This is a genomic window from Sphingomonas sp. (assembly GCF_965200135.1).
Lineage (GTDB): Bacteria > Pseudomonadota > Alphaproteobacteria > Sphingomonadales > Sphingomonadaceae > Sphingomonas.
In genome coordinates this window covers 185,889-203,340 of record NZ_CBDATK010000004.1, presented here as the reverse complement: position 1 = coordinate 203,340, position 17,452 = coordinate 185,889, and the positions used below count along the sequence as shown (strand labels likewise).

14 protein-coding genes and 1 pseudogene are annotated in these 17,452 nt (G+C 69.2%); 5 read left to right on the top strand and 10 right to left on the bottom strand.

The window, feature by feature from the left end; translation table 11 throughout:
• Positions 1–3: 3 nt before the first annotated feature.
• Positions 4–1,251: a DUF2254 domain-containing protein gene (locus ACOFKS_RS03100; RefSeq protein ID WP_419807781.1), complete on the bottom strand. Its 1,248-nt coding sequence runs from the start codon at positions 1,249–1,251 to the stop codon at positions 4–6.
• Positions 1,252–1,261: 10 nt separating this feature from the next.
• On the bottom strand, positions 1,262–3,553 hold the full coding sequence (locus ACOFKS_RS03095; protein WP_419807780.1) for a CDC48 family AAA ATPase: 2,292 nt from the start codon (positions 3,551–3,553) through the stop codon (positions 1,262–1,264).
• A 296-nt stretch (positions 3,554–3,849) separates the two neighbouring features.
• Between ACOFKS_RS03095 and ACOFKS_RS03090 the strand changes: the two genes are divergently transcribed.
• Entirely contained in the window at positions 3,850–4,737 is an 888-nt protein-coding gene (locus ACOFKS_RS03090; protein WP_419807779.1) for a LysR substrate-binding domain-containing protein, read from the top strand.
• A gap of 77 nt (positions 4,738–4,814) precedes the next feature.
• Here ACOFKS_RS03090 and ACOFKS_RS03085 read toward each other — a convergent pair whose 3' ends face one another.
• Entirely contained in the window at positions 4,815–5,270 is a 456-nt protein-coding gene (locus ACOFKS_RS03085) for a peptidylprolyl isomerase (protein WP_419807778.1), read from the bottom strand.
• Positions 5,271–5,453: 183 nt separating this feature from the next.
• On the opposite strand from ACOFKS_RS03085, the gene mgtE reads away from it, so the two are divergent.
• Together mgtE and ACOFKS_RS03075 are read left to right on the top strand one after the other, a co-directional pair.
• Entirely contained in the window at positions 5,454–6,857 is a 1,404-nt protein-coding gene (gene mgtE, locus ACOFKS_RS03080) for a magnesium transporter (protein ID WP_419807777.1), read from the top strand.
• 57 nt (positions 6,858–6,914) lie between these two features.
• Complete coding sequence (locus ACOFKS_RS03075) at positions 6,915–7,319, top strand: DUF1489 family protein (RefSeq protein ID WP_419807776.1); 405 nt, start codon at positions 6,915–6,917, stop codon at positions 7,317–7,319.
• Positions 7,320–7,321: 2 nt separating this feature from the next.
• Here the strand turns inward: ACOFKS_RS03075 and ACOFKS_RS03070 are convergent, their stop codons facing one another.
• From ACOFKS_RS03070 to ACOFKS_RS03045, 6 genes and pseudogenes are all read right to left on the bottom strand, one after another.
• The gene (locus ACOFKS_RS03070; RefSeq protein WP_419807775.1) at positions 7,322–8,023 is read right to left on the bottom strand and encodes a GIN domain-containing protein; all 702 of its coding nucleotides are present in this window, start codon (positions 8,021–8,023) and stop codon (positions 7,322–7,324) included.
• A gap of 2 nt (positions 8,024–8,025) precedes the next feature.
• Positions 8,026–8,766 carry a head GIN domain-containing protein gene (locus ACOFKS_RS03065; RefSeq protein ID WP_419807774.1) on the bottom strand — a complete coding sequence of 247 codons (741 nt, stop codon included), beginning with the start codon at positions 8,764–8,766 and terminating at the stop codon, positions 8,026–8,028.
• 113 nt (positions 8,767–8,879) lie between these two features.
• Positions 8,880–9,413, bottom strand: coding sequence for a CarD family transcriptional regulator (locus tag ACOFKS_RS03060; RefSeq protein ID WP_419807773.1), 534 nt, complete (start codon positions 9,411–9,413; stop codon positions 8,880–8,882).
• A 246-nt stretch (positions 9,414–9,659) separates the two neighbouring features.
• Complete coding sequence (gene fdxA, locus ACOFKS_RS03055; protein WP_419807772.1) at positions 9,660–10,001, bottom strand: ferredoxin FdxA; 342 nt, start codon at positions 9,999–10,001, stop codon at positions 9,660–9,662.
• Between the two features lie 63 nt (positions 10,002–10,064).
• Positions 10,065–10,367, bottom strand: coding sequence for an RNA-binding S4 domain-containing protein (locus tag ACOFKS_RS03050; protein ID WP_419807771.1), 303 nt, complete (start codon positions 10,365–10,367; stop codon positions 10,065–10,067).
• Positions 10,360–12,902: pseudogene (locus tag ACOFKS_RS03045) on the bottom strand (helicase-related protein). The gene ACOFKS_RS03050 and the pseudogene ACOFKS_RS03045 overlap by 8 nt, the downstream one beginning before the upstream one ends.
• 213 nt (positions 12,903–13,115) lie before the next feature.
• On the opposite strand from ACOFKS_RS03045, the gene ACOFKS_RS03040 reads away from it, so the two are divergent.
• Positions 13,116–14,591, top strand: a complete 1,476-nt coding sequence (locus ACOFKS_RS03040) for a M23 family metallopeptidase (protein ID WP_419807770.1) — start codon at positions 13,116–13,118, stop codon at positions 14,589–14,591.
• A gap of 168 nt (positions 14,592–14,759) precedes the next feature.
• On the opposite strand, the gene ACOFKS_RS03035 is transcribed toward ACOFKS_RS03040, so the two are convergent.
• Positions 14,760–16,424, bottom strand: coding sequence for an ATP-binding protein (locus ACOFKS_RS03035; RefSeq protein WP_419807769.1), 1,665 nt, complete (start codon positions 16,422–16,424; stop codon positions 14,760–14,762).
• 103 nt (positions 16,425–16,527) lie between these two features.
• Here ACOFKS_RS03035 and ACOFKS_RS03030 point away from each other — a divergent pair, with 103 nt between their 5' ends.
• Positions 16,528–17,445, top strand: a complete 918-nt coding sequence (locus ACOFKS_RS03030) for an ABC transporter ATP-binding protein (protein WP_419807768.1) — start codon at positions 16,528–16,530, stop codon at positions 17,443–17,445.
• Positions 17,446–17,452 lie beyond the last annotated feature (7 nt).

The window sequence follows — 17,452 nt, the reverse complement described above, 5'->3', positions numbered from 1 at the left end:
CCGTCACACCCGAACGGCATCCCAGCAGCGGTGATGGACATCCGACAGGTCGCGCCGGTCGCTGTCGTTGCTCAATTCGGCGCGACTCCGCGAGAACGCCGCGGCGGCTTCGGCGCGGCAGTCCGCCTGGATTTGCGGTTCCACCGCGGCGAGCGTGGCAAGCGATTTCTGCAGGCGGATCGCGACCTCCGTCGAGCCGGCGCCGTACCGTTCGATCGGCCGATAGAAGTCGCCGATCAGGTCCGCCAGCATCACTGGCGCAACGTCGACGTCGGCCGGCAGGCGCGACGGATCGGGATCGTGCCGCAGCATCGCCGCAAGCACGCGCGTCCCGGCCTCGATGACGGCGATCGCGGTGCCCGGATCGTTGACCGCCGGCGACAAGGCCCGCGCCGCGATCTCGGCCAGCACGACCAGCCCGAAGCGTGGATCATGGTCGAACGCGCGCTGCGTCGCGATCGTGAAGGCGCCGGCGACTCGTCGAGTCTGTCGCGGGTCCAGCCTGCCTTTGGTCCACGCCAGCACGCGGACGGGATCGGTGAGCGCGCCCGGCAGTGAGGCGACGGTGATCCGCGCGCCGATCTCGGCCGCCACCGCGGCGATCTCGACCAGATCGACATGCGTGATTCGGCCGATGCCGTCATGCCGCACGACGGTGGCATCCTCTGGAAACGTCGCGATCGCGCCCGGTCCGCTCCTTGGCCGCTCGGTCATCTCGCGGACCGCCGCCATGGCCGCTCGCTCGACCCGCTCGATCGAGTCCGACACCCGCCCGAACCGCGCGACATATTCGATCCAGCGTACCAGCGTGACGACGATCAGCACGATCACCACGATCGTGCCGGCGTAGAGGATCACCCGCCCGGTCTCGCCGTACAGACCGGTCGACAGCGCGATGATACCAACGATCGCGAACAGGAAGGCGCCGAGAAAAGTCGCGAGCGCATTCTGCGCGGCGGGATCGTCGATCAGCAATTGCACCGCGCGCGGCGTGATGTTGCTCGTGGCACCCGCATAGGCCGACACCATCGTCGCCAACGAGAAAGTGGTGACCGTCAGCATGCTCGACGCCAGCAGGCCGAGAATGTTGTCGACCGACTTCGCCCCGACTTTGGTGGCAAAGCTATAAGGTATGGCGTGCCCGATCAGCGCGCCGGCCAGCGCCAACCCGACGGCGAACAGGCAGAACAGCGCTGCCCGGAACCACATCCGGCGCGTCAGCAGCCGAACCGCCCATTGCCAGCGCTTCATGGGTAACGCCTCACGGCAGTTCCTTCGTCCCACGCGCGGTCAGTTGGCCCGGTGCGACGAAGCCCAGCGGCTGGATCGCATTCGCGTCCTGCTTGAGGCGCGAGGCCATCTGTTCGTACTCGCGCTCGACCTCCGGCGTCACGCTCGCGCGCGAATCGGTCAGTGCCGCCTCGAAGTCCGCCATCGTCACCGCCTGCGTATCGAGCGAGCGGCGCAGCGCCGACAGGCCGGCGCGGCGGACCACGTCCTCCAGGTCGGCGCCGGTGAACCGCTCCGTCTGCCGCGCGACGCGGTCGAGATCGACATCGTCCGCGAGCGGCATCTTCGCCGACTGGATGCCCAGGATGCGTCGGCGCCCGGCCTGATCGGGCAGCCCGACATAGATCAGTTCGTCAAACCGTCCCGGCCGCAGCAGCGCGGGGTCGATCAGGTTGGGCCGGTTGGTAGCGCCGATCACGACCACCGCCTGCAATTCCTCCAGCCCGTCCATCTCGGCCAGTATCGTGTTGACGACGCGCTCCGTCACCTGCGGCTCGCCCATGCCGCCACCGCGCGCGGGGACGAGGCTGTCGAGCTCGTCGATGAAGATCACGCACGGCGCTACCTGGCGCGCGCGCTGAAACAGCCGGGCGATCTGCTGTTCGCTTTCGCCATACCACTTCGACAGTAGGTCGGACGATTTGGTGGCGATGAAGTTCGCCTCCGCCTCGCGCGCCACCGCCTTGGCGAGCAGCGTCTTGCCGGTGCCGGGCGGGCCATAGAGCAGGAAGCCCTTCGCCGGGCGGATGCCCAGCCGCCGGAACGCGTCGGGGTCTTTCAGCGGCAGCTCGACGCCCTCCTTAAGCCGGGTCTGCGCGTCGTCGAGGCCGCCGACATCCTCCCAGCGGACGCGCGGCGCCTCCACCATCACCTCGCGCATCGCCGACGGCTGGACGCGCTTGAGCGCCTCCAGAAAGTCGTCGCGGGTGACCGACAGCTGGTCCAGCACCTCGGCCGGGATTGTCCGCTCCTCCAGGTTCAGCATCGGCATGATCCGCCGCACCGCGTCGATCGCGGCCTCGCGCGTCAACGCCGCCAGATCGGCACCGACGAAACCGTAGGTGGTGCGCGCCAGCTCGGTCAGGTCGACGCCGTCCGCCAGCGGCATGCCGCGCGTATGGATGCCCAGGATCTCGCGCCGCCCGCGCTCGTCGGGGACGCCGACGACGATCTCGCGATCGAAGCGACCCGGCCGCCGCAACGCCTCGTCGATCGCCTCCGGCCGGTTCGTCGCGGCGATCACGACGAGGTTGGCGCGCGATTCGAGCCCGTCCATCAGCGTCAGCAACTGCGCGACGAGCCGCTTCTCCGCCTCGCCCGAGACCTGACCCCGTTTGGGCGCGATCGAGTCTATCTCGTCGATGAAGACGATCGAGGGCGCGTTCTTGGTCGCCTCCTCGAACACCTCACGCAGGCGCTTTTCCGACTCCCCATAGGCCGAGCCCATGATCTCGGGGCCGTTGATGAGGAAGAACTGCGCGTCGCTCTCGTTCGCGACCGCGCGCGCGAGGCGCGTCTTGCCGGTGCCGGGCGGGCCGTACAGCAACAGCCCGCGCGGCGGATCGACGCCGAGGCGCTGGAACAGCTCGGGATAACGCAGCGGCAGCTCGACCATCTCGCGCAGCTGGTCGATCGTCGCGCCCATGCCGCCGAGGTCGTCATAGGTGACGTCGGCGCGACGCGCCTGATCGGGCTCCGCATATTCGGCGCGCAGCTCGATCTCGGTATTCTCGTCGATATGGACGATCCCCTTGGGAGAGGCGGACGCGACCAGCAGGCGGATCTCCTGCAGCGCATAAGCGGGCGCGTTCATGAACTGCTGGACGCCCGGCGGCATGTTCGCGACGCGCTGATGCCCCGCCGTCGCGACGACGTTACCCTGCGCCAGCGGGCGGCCGTAGAAGGTGCGGCGCAGCGCGTTGCTCGACCCCTGCAGCCTGAGGTTCTGCTGCGCCGGCGCGAAAACGACGCGCGTCGCGGGTTTCGATTCGGCACGCCTGATCTCGACGAAATCGCCCGAGCCGACCCCGGCATTGGCGCGCTGCAATCCGTCGATGCGGAGCAGGTCGAGCCCCTCGTCCTCCGGATAGGGCTGCACCGCGCGCGCCGGCGTCGATTGCTTGCCCACGATTTCGATGACATCGCCCTCGGTGATGCCGAGCGCCGCCATCACCGCACGCGGCACATGCGCCAGCCCGCGCCCGGAATCTTCCGGGCGGCTATTGGCGACTTGGATCTTTCGGGTCGGGTCGGCGTCGGCCATCACTTGCTCCTGCGGGGCTCGTGGCCCTGAAGCGAGGGATGTGGGGAGGCGGTTCCGCGTGCGCCAGCGGAATGGAAGGTGGCGTCGCCGTGTACCTTCAAACTTGCTTCCGCAATCCACACAAAAAGGAGGCCGGCGGCTCCGAGGAGCGGCCGGCCTATCAAAGTTTTTTAGGAGAGGATGCCTGAAAGGCCTGCGCTATGTGCAGCGCAGCATCCTATGTTGCAATTGCGAAATGACCGGCTACGAATGCAAATAGTGCAATCGTCTACATCAAGGGCCGGCAGGAGGGTGCGATGCGAAGGTTGCCACCTTTAGGGGCCATCGAGGCGTTCGTTCAGGTCGCGCGGTCAGGGTCGGTCAAGGCGGCAGCCGAGGAGCTGTCGCTGTCCGCGCCCGCGTTGTCGCGTCGCGTCCAGTCACTGGAACGCTTCATCGGCAAGCCGCTGTTCGATCGCCGGCACCAGGCGATCGTGCTGAACGCGGAAGGGGAGCGACTGCTCGGCCATCTCGCTCCAGCGCTCGATCAACTGTCGGACGCGGTGGAGGCGATGACCAGCGGCGCGGAGCTGCTGCGGCTGCGGCTCGGCGTGCTGCCGCTCTATGCATCGCAGCGGCTGTTTCCGCATTTGGGCAATCTGCGCCGAGATCATCCCGAGCTTCACCTCGACATCGACACCGCCGGTCACGGTGTCGCGCGACTGGGCGAGGGGCTGGATGCCGCGATCGTCCTGGCGCGGGAGATCGATCCGTCGCTGCATTCCGACCGCCTCGATCGCAACGCCGTCTATGTGATCGGCGCGCGGTCGCTGATCGAGGGCGCGAATCCGGTGACCCGGCCCGAACAACTCGCGGGGCTCACCGCGCTGGTCCATCGCGAGATGACGGAGGCGTTCGACGCCTGGCGCTCGCTGGCCGGCGTGCCCGGCGTAGAACCGGTTGCCGTCGATTATTTCGACTCGGGGCCGCTGATGCTGGAAGCCGCCGCGCAGGGGCTGGGCGTCGCCTTCATGCACGAAAGTCACTTGAACGACGCGGCGGATCCAAGACTGGTGCGGCTGTTCGACGTCGCGGTCGAGAGCCCGTATTCCTACTGGTTCGTTTGCCGGCCGCGGGCGTTGCAGACAAAGCCGGTCCGGATATTCCGGGACTGGCTGATCTGGACGCTGGGGAGCGAGGATTAGCCGCGCAGCGACGCCGTGGTGAGGACGTCAGGCCGAGCGCCTCCCCTCCCGCCAAGACGGGAGAGGAGGCGACGAGGTCACGCCGCCTTGGCGCTGACGATCTTGCCGGGACTGCGCGGCGGCTCGCCGACGGGCAGCGCGTCGACCAGCTCCATGCCCGATTCGACTTGGCCCCACACCGTGTACTGGCGGTCGAGGAAGCGCGCGTCGTCGAAGCAGATGAAGAACTGCGCGTTGGCGCTGTTCGGGTCGCTGGTCCGCGCCATCGAGCAGACGCCGCGCACATGCGGCTCGCCGGAGAACTCGGCGGGCAGGTCGGGCTTGGTGGAGCCACCGGTGCCGTTGCCGTTTCCGCCGTCACCGCCCTGCGCCATGAAGCCGGGGATGACACGGTGGAACGGTACGCCGTCGTAGAAGCCCTCACCCGCCAACTCGGCGATCCGGGCGACGTGCTGCGGTGCCAGATCGGGGCGCAGCTTGATGACGACGTCGCCGCCGTCGAGCGTCAGGGTAAGGGTGGTGAAGTCGGCCATGCCATGGAATCCTTTGTCGTCGTCCCGAACTCGTTCCGGGACCGAAGGCGCGACGGCAATCGCGCACGGCTTCGCTAATGGGGGTGCGCCGGTGCGGAAACAAGTTCGGCTTCGTTGCTCGCCGGGTGGCAATCGCCGTCCCCACGCGATAGGGCGCGCGCATCCGAACGGCAGGAGGCGGCGATGAGCGACACCGAACTTCCTGAACCCCTGACCGATCGCACGGGCGATCAGCTCGACCGCGACGACCACCTCCGCCCCGCCTTCGTCGACGCGGTGCTGGGTGCTGTGCGCGACGGCGACCCGGAACGCGCGCGCGCGCTGGTGGCACCGCTCCACCCGGCCGACATCGCCGACCTGTTCGAGCTGACGCCCGGCGACGAGCGCGACGATCTGGCGCGCGCGCTCGCCGACCTAGTCGACGCCGACGTGTTCGCGGAGATGAACGATTACGTCCGCGAGGACCTGATCGACGAGCTGTCGCCGACCCAGGTCGCCGACATTGCCTCCGAGCTGGATACCGACGACGCGGTCGCGATCATCGAGGACATGGAGCCGGCGGACCAGCGCGAGGTCCTGCGCGCGATGGAGCCGGACGACCGCGCCGCGATCGAGGAGGCGCTGCGCTATCCGGAGGAGTCCGCCGGACGGCTGATGCAGCGCGAGCTGATCGCGGTGCCGCTACATTGGACCGTCGGCGACACGATCGACTACCTCCGCAGCCACGACGACCTGACCACCGATTTCTGGGAAATCTTCGTCGTCGACGGGCGGCACCACCCGGTCGGCACCTGCGCGCTCAGCTGGATCCTCCGCACGCCGCGATCGGTGGCGATGGCCGACGTGATGAAGCGCGAACAGACGCTGATCCAGGTCGACATGGATCAGGAGGAGGTCGCGCTCCGCTTTCAGAAATATGCGCTGATTTCCGCCGCCGTCGTCGACGGCTCCGGCCGGCTGGTCGGGATGATCACGGTCGACGACATCGTCCACATCATCCAGCAGGAGGCGGGTGAGGACGTGCTGCGCCTGTCGGGCGCGGGCGAGGGCGACATCAACGAGCCGATCCTGTTCACCGTCCGCACCCGACTGACCTGGCTGGTGGTCAACCTCGCCACCGCAATGCTGGCATCGTGGGTGGTCAACCTGTTCCAGGGCGAAATCGCCAAGTTCGCGGTGCTGGCGGTGCTGATGCCGATCGTGTCGGGGATGGGCGGCAATGCTGGGACGCAGACGTTAGCGGTCGCTGTGCGCGCGATTGCGACCAATCAGCTGACCGATTCGAACACGATCCGCACCATCGTGCGCGAACTGCGGATCGCCGCCGCCAACGGCGTGGCGCTCGGCGTAATCGTGGCGCTGGGCAGCTACCTGATTTTTCACAATCGTGACCTGTCGATCGTGATGGGCGCCGCGATGGTCATCAACAACCTGGTGGCGGGGATGTCGGGCGTCATCGTGCCCGTGACGCTGGACAAGTTCCGTGTCGACCCGGCGGTGTCGTCGGCGGTTTTCGTGACGATGATGACCGACACGATGGGATTCCTGAGCTTCCTGGGGCTGGCGACGTGGTGGGGATTGGGGTGACCGGGTCCGCCTGACTTGGGGGCTTGCCTGCCTGCCGCCCCACCCCAAATCGCTTCCATGGCCCTCCATCTCACCAAGGTTGCGTTCGGTGCCGTCAGCGTCGAGCACCTGACCGATCGGCTGCGCGAGCGTGGCGAGGCGGGCCCGCTGTTCCTGACGACACGCTACCTGCCCAAGCGCCACGAGGAGGTGTCGGGTGCGGGCTCGCTGTTCTGGATCATCAAGCACCAGCTCGTCGCGCGCTCGCCGATCCTCCATTTCGGTGAAGCCGAGGGCGGGCGCGTCGCGATCCATCTCGATCCGGTGCTGGTGCTGGTCCATGCCCGCCCCAAGCGCGCGCATCAGGGCTGGCGGTATCTGGAGGGCACCGATGCGCCGGTGGACCTGGCCGGCGATGCCAGCGGTGTGGCGGCGATGCCGGCGGCGCTGATGGGCAGGCTGGCGGAGTTGGCGCTGCTCTGACGTTAGCGGGTCGCGCCCGCCCCGCAGGTCACCGGCCCGCCCGCCGCGCTGTTTACCAGGCATTTCGGCGTTCCCGCGATCGCGACGCGGCCCAGACCGGTGTTCGTCACCGTCGCGGTGCAACGCGCTCGCGCGGTCGTCTCGCCGGGACCGTCGACGCGCACCGTCACCTCACGCGCGTCGAGGGCATCCGCGACGATCCTGCCCGCGCCGTTGACGGTCAGGCGGACCGTGCCGGCGCGCCCCGCCAGTGTGACCGCGCCGTTGCCGATCACGATGGCGCTCGCCTGCTCGGTATCGATTCCGGTCCACCCGATCGAGCCGGTGCCCGCGACCGACAGGTCCAACCGCGGCACCCGCCCGCCGCCGGTCACGACCAGCGCGCCGCCGCCGAGCAGCGTGGCCGCCTTCAGCGACAGCGTGGTCAACGTCACTCGTACCGGCGCGCCGGGATTGGCCGGCATGCCGCCCGCGTCGTCGGGCGCGGGGCGCACCACCAGCGTCGTGCCGTCGACCCGTACTTCGGTCCGCTCGATCTGCCGCGTCTCGCCCGACAGCATCGCCCCCGAGCCGCGGCCGACCGCGACGGTCACCTGATACGGCCCCTCGACACGGATGCGGTCGAAGCTGGTCACCATCACTCGCCGATCGGCGGCCTGCGCCGCACCGGGCAGCAGGAGCGACAGTGCGATCAGAACGCGCACGTTCAGCCGCCGCACCGGACCGAGCCTGACCCGACCTTGCTCGTCTGGCACCGCGCCTTGCCGCCGAGATCGACGTCGCCCGACCCCATCACCGACACCTTGGCCGGCCCGTCGACCTGCGCGCGAAGGCTGCCGGAGCCGGCGATCGACACGTCGGCCTCGCTTACGGTCAGCCCGTTCGCCTCCACGTCGCCCGATCCGGCGATGTTGACGGTCAGCCGCTTGGCCGATCCCCCGACCCGTGCCTTGCCCGACCCGGCCAGCGACAGTTCGGCGCGGTCGACGGCCAGCGTCGCGACCGACAGATTGCCCGAACCGGCGATCGCGCCCTTGAACCGCGCGCCCTGCGCGCGGTCGACGGTCACGTCGCCCGAGCCGGCGACGGCGACGTCGGCCAACGCCGGCATGGTGATCGACACCTTCGCCTTGCCGCCGCTCCAGTTCCAGCCGCTGGTTCGGATGCGGCTGATCCGCAGCGCGTTGCCGACGCGGCTGATCTTGAGGTGGTCCAACAGCTCGGAGTCACCATCGGCCCGCACCGAGAAGCCGGGACCGACGCGAACGTCGACATCGTCCGCCCCGCGCAGCTCGACCGCCGTGAAGTCGGCGGCCTGATAGGTCCGGGTGCCGCCGGTGCCCTGAGCGGCGATCCCCGGTGTCCCGTCATCGCGCTCACCGGTGGCGACCGAGCAGGCGGCGGCGAGCGGCAGGAGCAGTCCGGCGGTGAGAAGAAGCGCGCGCATGAGGTAATCTCCCCTGGTGTGTCGCCACAATAACACACGCACACGCGCCCGCAAACGCAAAAAGGGCGGCCCCGCAGGACCGCCCCTCCAGCATCGTAAGGTCGAGCCGCGCGTTACGCCGGCACCTTGTCCTTGTTATAGATCGCCGCCGCCGCGCGCAGGATGTCGAGGATCTTGACCTGCGCGCCGGGCTCGTCGAGCTGCTCCATCGCGGCCAGCTCACGCGCCAGTCGGCTGCACGCGGCCTCGAAGATCTGACGCTCGGAGTAGCTCTGCTCGGGCTGGTCCTCGGCGCGGAACAGGTCGCGAACCACCTCGGCGATCGACACCAGGTCACCCGAGTTGATCTTCGCTTCATACTCCTGCGCGCGGCGCGACCACATGGTGCGCTTGACCTTGGGCTTGCCCTTCAGCGTGTCCATCGCCTCGCGCATCGTCTTTTCCGAGGAAAGCTTACGCATGCCTACCGATTCGGCCTTGTTGGTCGGCACACGGAGCGTCATCCGCTCCTTTTCGAAACGCAGCACGTAGAGTTCGAGCGACGCGCCCGCGATCTCCTGCTTCTGCAGCTCCACGACACGGCCGACACCGTGCTTGGGATAGACTACATAATCACCGACGTCGAAGATAAGTGCCTTCGCGACCATGGCGAAACCTTTCTCTTGCATCCGGCGCGCGACCCAGGAGGCGCGTTCGCCTCGGGCAGACCGCTGAAAGGATGTCTAACGAGTGTTGTCACTGGGCGGAATCGCCCGTCCCGGTTCCATTAACACCGTTGAAACAAAATTACCAGTGTTACGGTCAGTCTGACTGACCGTTGCATGACACGTCCCGGAGGCTCCGGGCCGGTTAGCGCCGCGACGAAGCCGCCGTCGGCCCGGCTTGTGCGTCGCTCAATCGCCCGCCCCGCCCTCCGGCGTGAAATACTTGTCGTACTTGCCCTCTTCGCCCTTGTGCTCGTCGGCGTCGGTGGGCGTCTGGTCGGCCTTGCGCGTGACGTTGGGCCATTGCGACGAAAAGGTCGCATTCAGCTCCAGCCACTGTTCCAGCCCGTTCTCGGTATCGGGCAGGATCGCCTCCGCCGGGCATTCCGGCTCGCAGACGCCGCAGTCGATGCACTCGGACGGATTGATGACCAGCATCGTCTCGCCTTCGTAGAAGCAGTCGACCGGACAGACCTCCACGCAGTCCATGTATTTGCAGCGGATGCAGGCGTCGGTGACGACGTAAGTCATGGGAGCGCTCCTACGGCAGCTACGGTGATCGTGGCCGCTGCTATGCCGCGCCTCACCCGCCCGTCAATCGTTCCCGGTCTGTTGCGATACGTTCGCAGCCGGGACGGCGAGGTCGAGGTAGCAGCCCTGCGCCTCCGGCGGCGGGCCGCGCCGCGCCGGCAGCGCCTCGACGCGCACCACCCGCACCCGCCCGTGCGCGGCGAAGGTGAGGATGTTGCCGACCCGCACCGCCGCATGCGCGCGGTCGATCACGCGGCCGTCGATGCGGAGACGGCCGTCGGCAGCGATCGCCTGCGCCGCGCTTCGCGTCTTCGCCAGTCGCGCCCACCACAGGAACCGGTCGAGACGCATCGCCGGGTCAGCCATGCCCCGCCCACTCGGCGAGCGCGGCAAAGGCGCCGTCGGGGCGCTGCACCGGCGTCGGCGCACCGGGACCGGGACGGCCGCGCCACACCCAGCGACTTTCTGTCCCGGCGACATGGCGAAAACCCAGCTCCGCCATCAATCGCGCGATCGTCGCGGGCTCCAGCCCCATCGACATCGCGAGCGCCGGATCGGGTGCGAACGGCTTGCGGCCGCCACCCGCCTGCCGCGCGTCGTGCGCCGCGCGCGCGATCCGCTCGACCAGATCGACGCGCACCGCCTGCGCGCCGAGCGGCCGGAAGCCCGCGACGAGCACCGCCTCTTCATTGTCTCGCGGCAGCACCGTCGCGCCGGCGGGCGGTATCGGCACGGTCAAGCCCTTCAACCCGAGCAGCAGCCGCCGCCAGCGCGCCGCCGCCGGCTTGAGCAGCGCCGGGGCGAACAGGTCGAGCGCGCCGACCGTCGCGCCCGTGTCGCGGAGCCGCTTGCGTTCGGGCGGCGCCAGCGCGTCGAGGTCGCGCGCAAGCGGGCGGCGCGGCAGCACCCCGCCCGCCGCCTCCAGCGCACCCGCGACGACGCGCAGGCCCGCGCTGACCTCGCGGTCGCGCGCCAGCGCCGCCAGCCGGGGAAGGGCGGGGACATGCCGGGCGAGCTGGTCCGCGAGCCATCGCTCCAGCCGCGCCTTGATCGCGTTGCGCTCGGGCGGCGCGAGGACGTCGAGCGCGCGGTCCAGCTTGAGCGACGGTCGGGCGAGAGAGGGGCCGGCGGCGAGGTGCGCGACGGCGTGGCCCTGCCAGGTGATCTCCGCCTCCGGTGCCGCCCTACGAGGAGCCCCTCCCCGGCGATCGGCGGCGGGACGGGGTTCGAGCGCGGCGACCGAAAACGCCTCATCCTCCGCCTCCACCAGCGCCTTCGCCCGCGCCGCCCGCTCCGCGCCCAGCCGCTTTTCCGCCGCCGCCAGCAGCAATCGCCGTCGCCCGCCCGCGCGTCGCTGGCGACGGTGAAGCGAAAACCGTCGAGCCGCCCGATCGGGTGATCCTCGACCAGCACCTCGCCCTGCGCCCCGATCGTCACCGGCAACGCCGCCGCGCCCGTCCCGATCTGCCGCATCAGCGCGGTGGTGCGCTTATCGACGAACCGCTGCGTCAGCCCGGCGTGGAGCGCGTCGGACAGCCGCTCCTCGATCGCGCGCGTCCGCTCCGCCCACAGCGCCGGGTCGGCGAGCCAATCGGCGCGGTTGGCGATGTAGGCGAAGGTGCGGACCGACGCGATCCGCCCCGCCAGCGTCTCGACATCGCCCCCGACCGTGTCCAGCCGCGCGATCTCGTCGGCGAACCACTGGTGCGGGATGTGGCCGGTGCCCTCGCTCAGCCACCCGAACAGCCGCGACACGAAGCGCGTGTGCGGATCGAGCCCGACCTTGCGGAAATCGGGCACCCCGCACGCCGCCCACAACCGCGCCACCGCGACGCCTCCGCGCGCGCGCTCGCGCATCCCCGGCTCGTCGGCGAGCCGCTTCAGCACGCCCAGGTCGAGCGCCTGCGGGGCGGGACGGAGCACCCGGTGATCGGGACGCTGCTCCAGCGAGGCGATCAGCGCGTCGACGCTGCCGGTGTCGGGCTCGCCGTTGCGCCAATAGAGGTGCTCCAGGCGCGGGAAGCGATGCTCCTCGATCGCCAGCACCTCCTCCGGCCCGAACGCGCCCGGCCCCTCCTCCGTCACCGCGCCAAAAGTGCCGTCGCGCTGATGTCGCCCCGCCCGGCCGGCGATCTGCGCCATCTCCGCGACGGTCAACCGCCGCTGCCGCCGTCCGTCGAACTTGTGCAGCGAGGCGAACGCGACATGCGCCACGTCCATGTTGAGCCCCATCCCGATCGCGTCGGTGGCGACGAGGTAGTCGACCTCGCCAGCCTGGAACATCGCCACCTGCGCGTTGCGGGTACGGGGGCTGAGCGCGCCCATCACCACCGCCGCCCCGCCACGCAGCCGCCGCAGCATCTCGGCCACCGCATAGACCTCCTCGGCGCTGAACGCGACGATCGCGGACCGCTTGGGCAGGCGGCTGATCTTCTTCGCACCCGCATAGGTCAGCGTCGAGAAGCGCGGCCGCGCGACGATCTCCGCGTCGGGGACCAGCGCCTTGACCATCGGTCGCAGCGCCTCGGAACCGAGGATCATCGTCTCGTCGCGCCCGCGCGTCCGCAACAGCCGGTCGGTGAAGACGTGCCCCCGCTCCGGATCGGCGCCGAGCTGCGCCTCGTCCAGCGCCACGAACGCGGCGTCGTGGCTCGGCATCGACTCCGCGGTACACAGGAACCAGCGCGCGTCCTTGGGAACGATCTTTTCCTCGCCGGTGACCAGCGCCACCCGCTCCTTGCCCTTCAGCGCGACGACGCGGTCGTAGACTTCGCGCGCCAGCAGCCGGAGCGGAAAGCCGATGATCCCCGACGAGTGCGCGCACATGCGCTCGATCGCGAGATGGGTCTTGCCGGTGTTGGTCGGTCCGAGCACGGCGGTGACGGATCCCGGTCGGGTCATGGCGACAACATTGGGGCTAAGGTGCGGCGGCGCAATGGATTTACGTTGTCGAACCCGCTCCCTCGCGGAAAGGAGTGGGCGCCGTCCGCCGCGCCTCGCCAACGCCCCGTCGCAGCAGGGTTCGTTCGCATATCCGGTTGATTTGACTTTAACGTTTTGCCCCCACAACCCGCCTTCCCAGCGCCGGGCATCGGCGAACGGAGCCGAGCGCGCGTGTTCTTGCGGAACGATCTTGGGGCGGAACTGGGCGGCGGCACCGCCGCGCGCTCGTTCGGGCGCGCGCTTGCCGCGACGCCACCGCCGCCGACTCCGTGGGAACAGTTCCGCGGCCGTGCCGCCGGCATCGACTGGCTACCCGACCTGGGGTCCGCGATCGGCAGCCGGCAATGGTGGCGGGGCCTCGCCACCTGCACCGCGCTGTGTGCCGGCACCTGCTATTTCCTCGCGCCCGACCTGGGTCCGCTCGCCGGCGCCGCACCCGCGCCGCTCGTCGGCAGTCAGTGGGACGAGGCGCGCGCGCAGGCGATCTCGCCGCTCGCCTGGGGCGGCACCACCGGGCGGCGGATGGCCGCCAACGACCTGGTCGTGCCGCTCGCCGAGGCGCCCGAGCGACCGACGGTCGAACTCGCCGCGACGCTGGGTCAGGGCGACGGCTTCGCCAACGTCCTCCAGCGCGCCGGCGTCAGCCAGTCGGATGCGAGCGCCGCCGCCGATCGCCTGCGTGAGGCGGTGGCGCTGGGCGATATCGCGCCGGGTACGCGGCTGGCGCTGACGCTCGGGCGACGCGCCAACAAGACGGTGCCGCGACCGCTGGAACGGCTCGACATGCGGGCGCGGTTCGACCTCGCCGTGACGCTGACGCGGGCAGGCGAGGGCATGACGCTCACCCGTCACCCGATCGCGATCGACGGCACGCCGCTGCGTTTGCAGGGCGTCGCCGGATCGAGCCTCTATCGCGCCGCGCGCGCGGCGGGCGCGCCGGCGAAGGTCGTCGAGGCTTATATCCGGGCGGTCGCCACCAAGCTGTCGATCGGCGAACTGGGCGCGAACGACAGCTTCGACATGGTCATCGACCGCGAGCGCGCCGCGACCGGCGAGACGCGCCTCGGCAACCTTCAGCTCGCCGCGATCACGCACAACGGCCGCCCGCTCCAGCTGGTGCGCTGGGCCGCCGATGGCGGCGACGAATGGTGGGACGCTAACGGTCAGAACGAGCGGCGCGGCTTCATGGGCATGCCGGTGCAGGGACGGATCACCTCCACCTTCGGCTGGCGGATGCACCCGCTTCTCCACTTCGTGCGGCTGCACAAGGGAATGGACATCGGTGCGCCCTGGGGTTCGCCGGTCTATGCCGTGCTCGACGGCGTCGTGCAGATGGCGGGCCGCGCAGGGGGCTACGGCAACTTCCTGAAGCTCCAGCACGGCGGCAATCTGCAAAGCGGCTACGGCCATCTCAGCCGCTTCGCGGTGTCGGCCGGGCAGCGCGTGCGGCAGGGTCAGGTCATCGCCTATGTCGGTTCGACCGGCATGTCGACCGGCCCGCATCTGCATTGGGAGGTCTGGAAAAACGGTCAGGCGATCAACCCACAATCGATCAGCTTCACCTCGATCGCGAGCCTGTCAGGCGACGAATTGCAGCGGTTCAAGGCGCGGGTGAAGGCGTTGCTGGGCGTGAAGGTCGGCGGCTAACGCCCCTCGTTTCTGTCTTCGTCATCCCGGCCTTGAGGCGGGACCCCGCTTTTTTCCCGTGGCGAGCTGACGCCGGCAAAGCCGTCGTCGGTCGGGTCGGCGGTGCCGCCCGCCGGCCTGGTCAGTAGCTGCGCCTTCGGCGCACCGGCACGGGCGTGGCTGCGCCTGCTACTTCCCTTGCGCGCGCCAGCGCGCGATCGTGCGCTGGATGATCGCGTCTTCGCCGCCGGTGTCGCGCCACAGCTGCGAGAACAGCGGATCGCCCGAGGCGGGGCGCTTGTCCTCCGCCAGCGCGTCGAAGCATACGCGGATCGGGATCGTGACGCCCTCGCCGCAGATGATGCACTCCCGATTGCGCAGCGCCGGGATCGAATCGAGGAACCCGCGCGCACCCTCCGGCATCGCGGCGCGGACGAACGCCTGATCGCGGTCGTTGTTGAGCCGCATGGCGATGATCGTACCGCACTGCGACAGCACGCCCTCCGCCAGGTCGCTCGGCCGCTGCGTGATGAGGCCCAGCGACACGCCGTACTTGCGGCCCTCCTTGGCGATCCGCCCGAGGATGCGCCCGACCGAGCTGGAGTTCTCGTTGCCCGCCGGGATGTAGCGATGCGCTTCCTCGCAGACGAGCAGGATCGGCCGCTGCGGCTCGTTTCGGCTCCAGATCGCGAAGTCGAAGGTCATGCGGCTCAACACCGCCACCACCACCGCGGTGATGTCCGACGGCACGCCCGACACGTCGACGATCGAGATCGGCTTGCCGTCGCTCGGCAGCCGGAAAATGCGGCTGAGGAAGCTCGCCATCGTATCGGCGACCATCATCCCGGAGAACATGAAACCGTAACGCGGGTCGGCCTTGATCTCGTCGATCTTGGTCTTGAGGCGCAGATAGGGCGCGGTGTCGCCCGCGCGATCCATCTTGCCCATCTCGTTCGAGATCATCGTCGTCAGGTCGGACAGCAGATAGGGGATCGGCGCGTCGACGGTCAGCTTGCTGATCTCCTGTCCCAACCGGCTCTTGCCCCGAGCCGCCAGCAGGCACTTGGCGAGGATATCCGCGTCGACCTGCCGCTCCGACCCCTGCGTGGTCAGGATGACCTCGCAATGCTCCTCGAAGTTGAGCAGCCAATAAGGCATCTGGAGGTTGGTCACGTCCATGATGTGACCGTTGCCCTTGAACGCGGCGGAATATTCGCCGTGCGGGTCGATCATCAGGATATGGCCCTCGGGCGCGAGGTCGCAGATCTTGTGCAGGATCAGCGCGGCGCTGGTCGACTTGCCGGTGCCGGTCGAGCCGACCAGCGCGAAATGCTTGCCCAGCATCGAATCGACGTACAACGTCGCGCGGATGTCCTTGCTGGGATAGACCGTGCCGATACTGACGTGCGCGCGGTCGTCGGCGGCATAGACCTGTTTCAGGTCGGACGTGGTCACCGGGTAGACTTCGGCGCCAGGCGACGGGTAGCGCGTCACGCCGCGGCGAAAATTGTAGAGCTTGCCGGTCAGCTTCTCCTCGTCGCCTTCGCCCAGAAAGTCGATCTCGGCGGCGATCGCGGTGCCCATCGCGTCGTCGAGCCGCAGCGAGCGGACGTTGGCGACGATCCATGTCGAGCCGATCCGCATCTTGATCTGTCCGCCGACCTGACCGGCGCACGCGACCGCCTGATCCTCGTCGCCGGCCGCTACCGCCAGGGCGGCCCGATCGAGCAGCGCCCGGCTCGCCGATCCGGCGATCGACACCACCACCCCGATCGGCGCGAGGCCGAAGGAGCCCGTGAGCCCCGGCGCGGCGACGGCCGGCTCGAAGGAGGTGAAACGCGTCATGTCGTTCATGGGAGCGGCCCGATCCATCGTCAGGCTGTCCGATCTAGATCGCCCCCGTTAAGATAGGGTGAGGCGGTTGTCGCGCGCGCGCGCGCCGCCTATCGACGGCGGCATGACCGAAGCCGCCATCACCATCGACCGGCTATGCAAGACCTATGCGGGCGGCAAGCAGGCGCTCGACGACGTCAGCTTCGACGTGCCGCGCGGGTCGATCTTCGGGCTGCTCGGGCCGAACGGCGCGGGCAAGTCGACGCTCATCAACATTCTGGCCGGGCTCGTCAACAAGACCGGCGGCACCGCGTCGATCTGGGGCTTCGACATTGACGCGCACCCGCGCAACGCCAAGGCGTCGATCGGCATCGTCAACCAGGAGATCCTGTTCGACCCCTTCTTCACGCCGGTCGAGACGCTGGAGATCCAGGCGGGGCTGTATGGCGTACCCAAGGCGCAGCGCCGCTCGATGGAGCTGCTCCGCGCCGTCCATCTGGAGGACAAGGCCACCGCCTATGCCCGGACGCTGTCGGGGGGGATGAAGCGGCGGCTGATGGTGGCCAAGGCGATGGTCCACTCGCCTCCCGTGCTGGTGCTCGACGAGCCGACCGCCGGCGTCGACATCGAGCTGCGCCAACAACTCTGGGCTTATGTGCGCGAGTTGAACGCGGGCGGGGTGACGGTGGTGCTGACGACGCACTACCTGGAGGAAGCCGAGCAGCTCTGCGACCGCATCGCGATCATCAACCACGGCCGGCTGGTCGCGAACGAGCCGACCCGCGACCTGGTCGCGCGCGCGCAGGAGAAGGTGGTCTCCGTCACCGTCGACCGCGACCTGGCGCAGGCACCCGCCGCGGCGTGCTTCGAGAAGATCGTGCTGAAGCGCGGCCGGGTGCTGGAAATCACCTACGACAAGGGCCGGGTCAACGCCGGCGAGGTGCTGGCGGCGGTGCAGCGCGAGGGATTGGGCATCGTCGACGTCTCGACGCGCGAGGCAGACCTCGAGGACGTGTTTCTGAGCCTGACGCGGAGCGCCTGAACCCGGT

Bases quoted from the DNA above. Each gene is read 5' to 3' on its own strand.
- ACOFKS_RS03100 (WP_419807781.1), bottom strand. From the start codon at position 1,251: ATGAAGCGCTGGCAATGGGCGGTTCGGCTGCTGACGCGCCGGATGTGG.
- ACOFKS_RS03095 (WP_419807780.1), bottom strand. From the start codon at position 3,553: ATGGCCGACGCCGACCCGACCCGAAAGATCCAAGTCGCCAATAGCCGC.
- ACOFKS_RS03090 (WP_419807779.1), top strand. From the start codon at position 3,850: ATGCGAAGGTTGCCACCTTTAGGGGCCATCGAGGCGTTCGTTCAGGTC.
- ACOFKS_RS03085 (WP_419807778.1), bottom strand. From the start codon at position 5,270: ATGGCCGACTTCACCACCCTTACCCTGACGCTCGACGGCGGCGACGTC.
- mgtE (WP_419807777.1), top strand. From the start codon at position 5,454: ATGAGCGACACCGAACTTCCTGAACCCCTGACCGATCGCACGGGCGAT.
- ACOFKS_RS03075 (WP_419807776.1), top strand. From the start codon at position 6,915: ATGGCCCTCCATCTCACCAAGGTTGCGTTCGGTGCCGTCAGCGTCGAG.
- ACOFKS_RS03065 (WP_419807774.1), bottom strand. From the start codon at position 8,766: ATGCGCGCGCTTCTTCTCACCGCCGGACTGCTCCTGCCGCTCGCCGCC.
- ACOFKS_RS03060 (WP_419807773.1), bottom strand. From the start codon at position 9,413: ATGGTCGCGAAGGCACTTATCTTCGACGTCGGTGATTATGTAGTCTAT.
- fdxA (WP_419807772.1), bottom strand. From the start codon at position 10,001: ATGACTTACGTCGTCACCGACGCCTGCATCCGCTGCAAATACATGGAC.
- ACOFKS_RS03050 (WP_419807771.1), bottom strand. From the start codon at position 10,367: ATGGCTGACCCGGCGATGCGTCTCGACCGGTTCCTGTGGTGGGCGCGA.
- ACOFKS_RS03035 (WP_419807769.1), bottom strand. From the start codon at position 16,424: ATGAACGACATGACGCGTTTCACCTCCTTCGAGCCGGCCGTCGCCGCG.
- ACOFKS_RS03030 (WP_419807768.1), top strand. From the start codon at position 16,528: ATGACCGAAGCCGCCATCACCATCGACCGGCTATGCAAGACCTATGCG.